The sequence below is a fragment of the Aeromicrobium sp. genome, assembly GCF_036675695.1.
In the GTDB taxonomy this organism is placed as follows: Bacteria; Actinomycetota; Actinomycetes; order Propionibacteriales; family Nocardioidaceae; genus Aeromicrobium.
This window is the reverse complement of record NZ_JAKFEL010000008.1, coordinates 1-7630: the sequence shown is the minus strand read 5'-3', so window position 1 is coordinate 7630 and position 7630 is coordinate 1. Positions and strand designations below refer to the sequence as shown.

The 7630-nt window shown below is 64.0% G+C and carries 10 protein-coding genes; 6 read left to right on the top strand and 4 right to left on the bottom strand.

Annotated features, from left to right (window positions below):
• From mshA to V6M39_RS00235, 4 genes are all read left to right on the top strand, one after another.
• The coding region (mshA, locus tag V6M39_RS00250; protein ID WP_442880631.1) for a D-inositol-3-phosphate glycosyltransferase at window positions 1-1258 on the top strand (1258 nt) is incomplete at its 5' end.
• Window positions 1255-1737: a YbjN domain-containing protein gene (locus V6M39_RS00245; RefSeq protein WP_332641653.1), complete on the top strand. Its 483-nt coding sequence runs from the start codon at window positions 1255-1257 to the stop codon at window positions 1735-1737. The genes mshA and V6M39_RS00245, both read left to right, overlap by 4 nt.
• Window positions 1734-2399, top strand: a complete 666-nt coding sequence (locus tag V6M39_RS00240) for a DsbA family oxidoreductase (protein WP_332641652.1) — start codon at window positions 1734-1736, stop codon at window positions 2397-2399. The genes V6M39_RS00245 and V6M39_RS00240 overlap by 4 nt, the downstream gene beginning before the upstream one ends.
• Before the next feature lie 18 nt (window positions 2400-2417).
• The gene (locus V6M39_RS00235) at window positions 2418-3161 is read left to right on the top strand and encodes a phosphoglyceromutase (RefSeq protein WP_332641651.1); all 744 of its coding nucleotides are present in this window, start codon (window positions 2418-2420) and stop codon (window positions 3159-3161) included.
• Between the two features lie 137 nt (window positions 3162-3298).
• Here the strand turns inward: V6M39_RS00235 and V6M39_RS00230 are convergent, their stop codons facing one another.
• Both V6M39_RS00230 and V6M39_RS00225 read right to left on the bottom strand, forming a co-directional pair.
• A complete protein-coding gene (locus V6M39_RS00230) occupies window positions 3299-3979 on the bottom strand; it encodes a response regulator transcription factor (RefSeq protein ID WP_332641650.1) in 681 nt (226 codons plus the stop codon).
• Window positions 3976-5112 carry a sensor histidine kinase gene (locus V6M39_RS00225; protein WP_332641648.1) on the bottom strand — a complete coding sequence of 379 codons (1137 nt, stop codon included), beginning with the start codon at window positions 5110-5112 and terminating at the stop codon, window positions 3976-3978. The genes V6M39_RS00230 and V6M39_RS00225 overlap by 4 nt, the downstream gene beginning before the upstream one ends.
• A 133-nt stretch (window positions 5113-5245) precedes the next feature.
• Here V6M39_RS00225 and phoU point away from each other — a divergent pair, with 133 nt between their 5' ends.
• On the top strand, window positions 5246-5893 hold the full coding sequence (phoU, locus tag V6M39_RS00220; protein WP_332641647.1) for a phosphate signaling complex protein PhoU: 648 nt from the start codon (window positions 5246-5248) through the stop codon (window positions 5891-5893).
• Window positions 5894-5953: 60 nt separating this feature from the next.
• On the opposite strand, the gene V6M39_RS00215 is transcribed toward phoU, so the two are convergent.
• Both V6M39_RS00215 and V6M39_RS00210 read right to left on the bottom strand, forming a co-directional pair.
• The gene (locus tag V6M39_RS00215) at window positions 5954-6808 is read right to left on the bottom strand and encodes a hypothetical protein (protein WP_332641646.1); all 855 of its coding nucleotides are present in this window, start codon (window positions 6806-6808) and stop codon (window positions 5954-5956) included.
• 15 nt (window positions 6809-6823) lie between these two features.
• On the bottom strand, window positions 6824-7363 hold the full coding sequence (locus tag V6M39_RS00210; RefSeq protein ID WP_332641645.1) for a hypothetical protein: 540 nt from the start codon (window positions 7361-7363) through the stop codon (window positions 6824-6826).
• A gap of 187 nt (window positions 7364-7550) precedes the next feature.
• On the opposite strand from V6M39_RS00210, the gene V6M39_RS00205 reads away from it, so the two are divergent.
• Window positions 7551-7630 (top strand): CarD family transcriptional regulator (locus tag V6M39_RS00205; RefSeq protein ID WP_332641654.1); only part of this gene is annotated, 80 nt, incomplete at its 3' end.

The following is a 7630-nucleotide window of genomic DNA, read 5'->3' as shown; positions in this document are numbered from 1 at the left end:
GTTCATGCTCAAGCGCATTGCGATGCTGTCGGCACACACATCCCCGCTCGATCAGCCGGGTGACGGTGATGCGGGCGGAATGAACGTGTACGTGCTCGAGCTCTCGCGGCAGCTGGCATCCCGGGGCGTTGAGGTCGAGATCTTCACGCGTGCCACCTCCCGCCACCAGGAGCCCGTCGCAGATCCCGAGCCGGGCATCCGCGTCCACCATGTTGCGGCCGGTCCTTTCGAAGGGCTCGAGAAGAACGACCTTCCGTCACAGCTCTGCTCGTTCGTACGCGACGTCCTGCGTGCGGAGGTTGAGCGTGAGCCGGGGCATTTCGATCTCGTCCACTCGCACTATTGGTTGTCCGGGCAGGTCGGGACCGTTGCCCGTGAGCGATGGGGCGTGCCCCTCGTGCACACGATGCACACGATGGCGAAGGTCAAGAACGCCCAGCTCGCCGAAGGTGATTCACCCGAGCCGATCGGCCGCGTCTATGGCGAGGAAGAGATCGTCCGCCTCGCCGACCAGCTGATCGCCAACACGTCGGAGGAACGTCGCGAGCTGATCGAGCTGTATGACGCCGATCCCGACCGTGTTGCGGTGGTGCACCCCGGCGTTGATCTTGAGGTGTTCAAGGCTGGCCGCCAGGACGTCGCACGGAAGATTCTCGACATCCCTTCTGACGCCGCTCTGCTCCTGTTCGCTGGCAGGATCCAGCCGCTCAAGGCACCCGATGTCGTACTGAATGCCGCCGCGGTGATGTTGGAACGCGACCCTGGCCTGCGTGATCGTCTGGTGGTCGCTGTCGTGGGCGGAGCCTCCGGCACCGGCCTCGAGCACCCCACCGCGCTCTCCGACCTGAGCACGTCGCTCGGCCTCGACGATGTCGTACGGTTCATCCCTACGGTCAGCCAGGCCGAGCTTGCTGACTGGTACGCCGCCGCCAGCGTCGTCTGCGTACCGTCCTACAACGAGTCGTTCGGACTCGTCGCGATCGAGGCCCAGGCTTGCGGCACGCCAGTTGTCGCCGCTCGCGTCGGCGGACTGCCCACGGCGGTCTCGGATGGTGTGTCGGGCGTTCTCGTCGACGGCCATGATCCCGCTGACTACGCCTCGGCACTGCATCCCTTGCTCGCAGATGCTGAGCTCCGTGAGGCCATGAGCCACAAGGCCGTAAGCCATGCGGAGTCGTTCGGCTGGGACGTCACGGCCGAACGCACGCTCGAGGTTTACGCAGACGCGATCGCCGCTCACGCGAAGTCGCCCGTATGACCGACGCCCGGACAACGATCATCGAGACGCTCAAGGCGTCTGACCTTGTCTTCACCGAGCACAACCCTGGCGTCTTTGAGATCACCTTGCCGGGCGAGCGCAAGCTGCAGACCACGTGTCGACTGGAGATCGGTGGCCACGCGCTCGGAATCCACGCGTTCGTCTGCCGCAAGCCGGACGAGAACCACGAGGCCGTCTATCGCTGGCTTCTCGAACGCAACCTCAAGATGTACGCCGTCGCATTTGCCGTCGACTCTGCCGGCGACATCTACCTCGATGGCCGCCTTCCGCTCTCGGCCATCACGGTCGAAGAGCTCGACCGTGTGCTTGGAGCTGTGCTGACATACGCCGACGAATCGTTCAACACGATCCTCGAGCTCGGCTTCGCCTCCTCGATCCGCAAGGAGTGGGAGTGGCGCGAGTCGCGAGGCGAGTCCACTCGCAACCTCAACGCCTTCAAGCACCTTCGCCCGTCATGAGAGTGCAGATCTTCGCGGACATCACGGATCCGTGGTCCTACGTTGGAGCGACACGTTTCGAACGCGCTGCCGCGATGGTGTCGATCCTCACCGGCGAGCCCATGGAGCTGACGCTTCGCGCTTTCCAGCTCGAGCCTGACGAGCCCAGCGCCGGTCGGCCACTCATGGAGGCGATGGCCGAGCGGCTCGGCGGTCTCGACAAGGCCGAGTTCGTCAACGTGCAGGTCACCGCTGGCGCCCGCATCACCGGAATCGACCTCAACTTCGATGAGGCAATCCAGGCCAACTCGTTCGACGCCTGGCGGTTGCTGACCTGGGCTGACGAGGACGGCCCCGGGGTGCAGCGCGATCTCGCGCACCAGCTGTGGCGGGCTCATTTCCTGGAGGGTGCCGACATCGGCGACCCGTTCGTCCTCGCGACCCGAGCGGCTCTGGTTGGCCTCGACCTTGAGACGGCCGAGGCGCTCTTGGCGAGCACCGAATACGCCGACGAGGTGCGTATGCAGACCGAGACTGGCAAGGGGCTTGGCATCAAGCAGCTCCCTTACGTCGTGGTCGAGGGCACGTGGAAGCTCGAGGGTGTGCACTCGCAGACCGACTTCGTACAAGCACTGAGTCGGATCTACGAAGAGTGGAAGGCCGCTGAATCGGACGTCGGCTGACCCAATAGGCTCGTGTACATGAGTACCTTGATCCTGCTGCGTCACGGTCACAGCGAGTGGAACGCCAAGAACCTCTTCACCGGATGGGTCGATGTCGACCTCAACGAGCAGGGCCTGACCGAGGCCTTTCGTGGTGCAGAGCTCCTCGCCGAGGCCGGGCTCAACCCCGATGTCTCGCACACTTCGCTGCTGCGTCGCGCGATCCGTACGTCGGAGATCGTGCTCAACGGCATAGACCGGCACTGGATCCCCGTACGTCGTTCGTGGCGGCTCAACGAGCGTCACTACGGTGCGCTGCAGGGCAAGGACAAGAAGGCCACCCTCGAGGAGTATGGCGAGGACCAGTTCATGGAGTGGCGTCGCTCGTACGACACCCCGCCGCCGCCGATGCCCGACGACAACGAGTTCAGCCAGGCATCAGATGCGCGTTACGCCGACCTGCCCGATGAGTTGCTGCCTCGTACCGAGGCGCTGGCTCAGGTGCTCGATCGGATGCTGCCGTACTGGTACGACTCGATCGTCCCGGACCTGCTCAGCGGCAAGGTTGTTCTCGTCACCGCACACGGCAACTCGCTTCGCGCACTCGTCAAGCACCTCGATGGACTCAGCGAAGAAGCGGTCGTCGGCCTCAACATCCCGACCGGCATCCCGCTCGTCTACGAGCTCGACGACAACCTCAAGCCGACGGTCAAGGGCGGCACATACCTCGACCCCAAGGCCGCCGAAGCCGCAATCGCCGCGGTAGCGAACCAGGGTCGATAGGCCGAGGGCCGCCTGCGGCCCGAGCGTCTATCGAGGTTGAGCGTGCCACGCCGAAGGCGTCAGGAAGGTCGAAACCTGGTGAGGTGACCTCGCTAGGTGCTCAAACCGATCCCTGACATCCTTCGCAGGGCTCAGGATCAGGCGTCGTACTTGTAGCCGAGACCGCGGACCGTGGTCAGGGTTGCGGGGTTCGTCGGGTCGGCTTCGATCTTGGCGCGCAGACGCTTGACGTGGACGTCGAGCGTCTTGGTGTCGCCCACGTAGTCGGCGCCCCAGACCCGGTCGATCAGCTGACCGCGGGTGAGCACGCGACCGGGATTGCGCAGGAAGTACTCGAGGAGCTCGAACTCCTTGAGGGGGAACCGGGTCACCTCGCCGTCGATCGTCACGAGGTGGCGGTCGACATCCATGCGGACGCGGCCGAGCTCGAGCGAGGCGTTCTCATCGACCTCGTCGTTGATGCCGCGACGAAGGACCGCACGGATGCGGGCGACGAGCTCGCGAGGCGAGTAGGGCTTGGTGACGTAGTCATCCGCGCCCAGCTCGAGGCCCACCACCTTGTCGACCTCTGTGTCCTTGGCGCTGACCATGATGATCGGCACCGAAGACGTCAAGCGGATCGCGCGGCAGACCTCCGTACCGGAGAGACCCGGCAGCATGAGGTCGAGCAGCACGATGTCTGCGCCGTTGCGGTCGAACTCCGTCAGCGCATCGGGGCCGGTCTCGGCGATCGCCACCTCGAAGCCCTCCTTGCGGAGCACGTACGACAACGCTTCGCTGTAGCTCGTCTCGTCCTCAACGACCAATACCTTCGTCACTGCTGCTCCTCATCAAATTCCTGCGGGTATGCCGGCATCACGAGCGTGAAGGACGAGCCCAGGCCGGGCTCGCTCCACACCTCGACGGTTCCGCCGTTGCTGGCGGCGACGTGCTTCACGATCGACAGACCGAGTCCGGTGCCGCCGGTGGCGCGCGCCCGAGCCGGGTCGACGCGGTAGAAGCGCTCGAAGATGCGGTCCAGCTCGTCATTGGGTATGCCGATGCCGTTGTCGGCGACGGTAATACGTACGTTCTCGCCCTCGTGAGCGGCGGACACCGTGACCCGGGAGCCCTCAGGGCTGTAGGTCACCGCGTTCTCAACGAGGTTGCTGACCGCAGCGTGCAGCTGCGCACGATCACCGTGGATGTAGAGCTCAGGCTCAACATTCGTGACGATCTCGATGTCCTTCTTCTCCGAGTCCGTGGCCGAGTGCTCACAGGCTTCCGAGACGAGCTCGCCGACCTTGATCGTGGCTGCGTCTTCGCTCAGGAGATCGTTCTGGAGCCGCGACAGGTCGATGATCTGCTGCACCAGACGGGTGAGTCGCTCGCTCTCGGTGTGCATGCGGCTCGAGAACCGGACGACTGCCTCGGGGTCGTCCTTGGCTTCGGCAACCGCCTCGGCGAGCAAGTTGAGAGCGCCGATCGGCGTCTTGAGCTCGTGGCTGACATTGGCGACGAAGTCGCGGCGGACGGTCTCGATGCGTTGCTCGCGGGTGCGGTCGTCAGCGAGAACAAGGATCAGTCGCGAACCGAGCGGAGCCACCCGCGCGTGAATGTATGAGGTGGTGCCGCGCTTGGGCTGCAACGAGATGTCGGCCTGGCGTACCTGGCCGTCTCGACGCACCTGGCGTACGAGGGTCATCAACTCATCGGGCTGGAGGCGATCCTCGTGCACGATGCCCATCGCGTGAGCCGGCGCAGACGCCTGTACGACGGTGTCGGACGAGTCGATCAGCACTGTCGAGGACGGCAGGATCGCGAGGACCGCTTCTACGCCTGCGGGGATGACGGGCACTGTCTCGACCACCGTGTTCTGACGTCGTTCGCTGAATCGCCACACGTACGTGATTGCGGAGCCGATGACAGCACCGATCGCTCCCGCGATCAGAATTCCTGCGCTCGTATCCACATCTCGATCGTAGGGTGCCGGACGCAAACTTCTCGTCTCCGCAGGCCAATACCGAAACGACCTTCAGACCCTGTTCATGGCGCGTTCACCGTAGGTCGCCGTCCGTTCATCCCGTTTGCCTAAAGTGGAGGGCATGCGAGATCAGTATTACGAACAGCTGGATGCCATTGTCGACGACCTGGTGAGCCTTACAGGCGCCGTACGCAAGGCCGTCGCCGAATCGACCCGTGCACTGCTGGAGGCGGACGGAAACGTTGCTGAAGCAGTCATCGCCGGCGACAAGGACATCGATGAGGCAACCGAGATGATCGAGGAGCGTGCGCTCCTGCTGCTGGCAACCCAGCAGCCGGTCGCCACGGATCTGCGTCAGCTCGTCGCGACTCTGCGAATGCTCACCGATCTGCAGCGAATGGGCGATCTGTCCGTCCACGTAGCCAAGGTGGCTCGACGCCGTATGCCCGACTCTGCGGTGCCCGCCAAGCTGCATCCGACGATCTCGGCCATGGCCGCCGTCGCCGACTCGATGATCGACTCAGCCTCGCGGATCGTCGCCAGCCGCGACGTCGGCGCCGCCGCCGAGCTCGAGGCCGAGGACGACGAGATGGATCGCTTGCGTCGCGAGCTGCTTCGCGCGGTTCTCAACGTCGAGTGGCAGCACGGTGTCGAGCCGGCGATCGACCTGGCACTGCTGGGCCGCTACTACGAGCGCATCGGCGATCACGCTGTGTCGATGGCGCGTCGCGTCGTCTACCTCGTGACCGGCCAGGGCCAGCTCACCTAGTCCAACCTCTGCAGCACCCTCGGGCTTCACCACGTACGCCGTGGTCGGGGCCCGTTGTGGTCAGCCCCGGACGACGGTGAAGCTCCCGATCACATCGCCGGACTGGAACGGGAAGTTCACCGTGATCTTCTCCGCGATCGTGAGGTCCTTGGCATCGAAGTAGTCGAAGTCTCCGACGACTTCGCCGTTGGGGACGGTGTACGGCGGAGAGGAGATCCGGACGGTCTTCCCCTTCTCGGCGTGGATTCCGTAAGGGCCGCCGGTTGCTGTGTTGTGGCGGTACTCGACCAGGTTGCCCTGCTCGTCGTTGGCGGTGGGAAGGTCGTAGGCGTTGTCCGTGATGCTGCTGATGACGCTGCCGTCGATCAGTGCTCGACTCTGGCCAGGAATGACGAAGATCTTGCCGTCCTCGATGGTGATCTTCGTGTTGGGTTCGACACCAAGGACTGCGTTGTGGTCGATCGTGCGAGCGACCACCGGAACCTCCACTGTCACGCTCTGCTCTTCCGCCACTGGATCTTCGCCCTCGGTCGGCCAGAAGCCCATATCGAGAGTGACGCGGTCGCCAAGTGGAGGTGCCGGTGCCAATCGAATCTGGATCTGGTCCGCCACATCGCCGAGGGTCGTCGACTTTCTCGGCGGAAAGATGCTGCGTGGATTGAAGTAGCGCACCGGAATGGAGCCGAACGTGTCGCCGAACGGGGTGGCCGTCGGCACATACGACAGCTCGTATGAGAACTCAGTTCCGTTGACGACATTCGCCGACAGCGTCGCTGACCCGTCGGGGTTGAGGACGAACTCGGCGTTCGTGACCTCGACCGTGCCAGGCGCGTCTGGTGGCGGCGGGGCCTCGCGGCCGCATGATGCAGCGATCAGGACAGCGACAACAACAAGCACTCCCCGGATGACGCGCATGCCGGGAGGCTACCCCTAGTGAGCTGCTTCTTCGGTCTCTTCGGACTCGGCTTCGGTCTCGCCGCCGGGAGTGCCGCCGGTGACCTTGTCGTAGTCGGCCGTACGAGCGACTACGGGAATTTCGATCGTGACGGGAGCCGAGTCTGAAAAGGTGAACGTGGCCCTGACGTAGTAGCCGGCTTCGGCCCCTTGGGTGACGGTGAAGCTGGCTGTGTCACCGGCAGACCCAAGAGTGGTGAGGATGTCGACCGGGATGGGGAGAGCCGGAAGCTTCGGGCTGCGGACGACCAGCTCCTCGCCTGCAAGCGTCGTGATGGTGACGGACGCCAGTCGCTGCTCTTCGCCGGTTTTGTTGACGAAGCCGGCGGAGACTGTGGCCGAGCCATCCTCGTTGGCGACGAGAAGCGCGTTGAGCACGTCGACGTCGCCAAAGACGTTGGCGCCGACGGCGGCTTGGTACTGCTGGTTGGTCTGGGCTTCAAAGCCGCAGGCGCTGAGGGCCAAGAGTGTCGTAGCGGCGAATGTGGCCGCAAGGCGACGTCGTACGGAGCTCACCGGTTGCCTGCTTTCGGTTGGTCGGACATCGATCCAAAGTCGTCGCGCCGATCGTATCGGAGCGACTTCGAAAAGGTGACTTTGACCTCCGGCAACAGCGTCTGCTACGAGCCCCATACCAAGAATCGGCCCCGGGCGTTGTCAGCTGCGCATGTTATCCTTGTCACCTAGGAAAGGTACGTTCTCTATGACTTTTACTGTCGGCGAAACCGTTGTTTACCCAAACCACGGTGCTGCAGTCATCGAAGACATCGAAACCCGACAGAT

Coding starts and splice junctions, on each gene's coding strand:
- V6M39_RS00245 (WP_332641653.1), top strand. CDS start 1,255: ATGACCGACGCCCGGACAACGATCATCGAGACGCTCAAGGCGTCTGAC.
- phoU (WP_332641647.1), top strand. CDS start 5,246: ATGCGAGATCAGTATTACGAACAGCTGGATGCCATTGTCGACGACCTG.
- V6M39_RS00235 (WP_332641651.1), top strand. CDS start 2,418: ATGAGTACCTTGATCCTGCTGCGTCACGGTCACAGCGAGTGGAACGCC.
- V6M39_RS00215 (WP_332641646.1), bottom strand. CDS start 6,808: ATGCGCGTCATCCGGGGAGTGCTTGTTGTTGTCGCTGTCCTGATCGCT.
- V6M39_RS00240 (WP_332641652.1), top strand. CDS start 1,734: ATGAGAGTGCAGATCTTCGCGGACATCACGGATCCGTGGTCCTACGTT.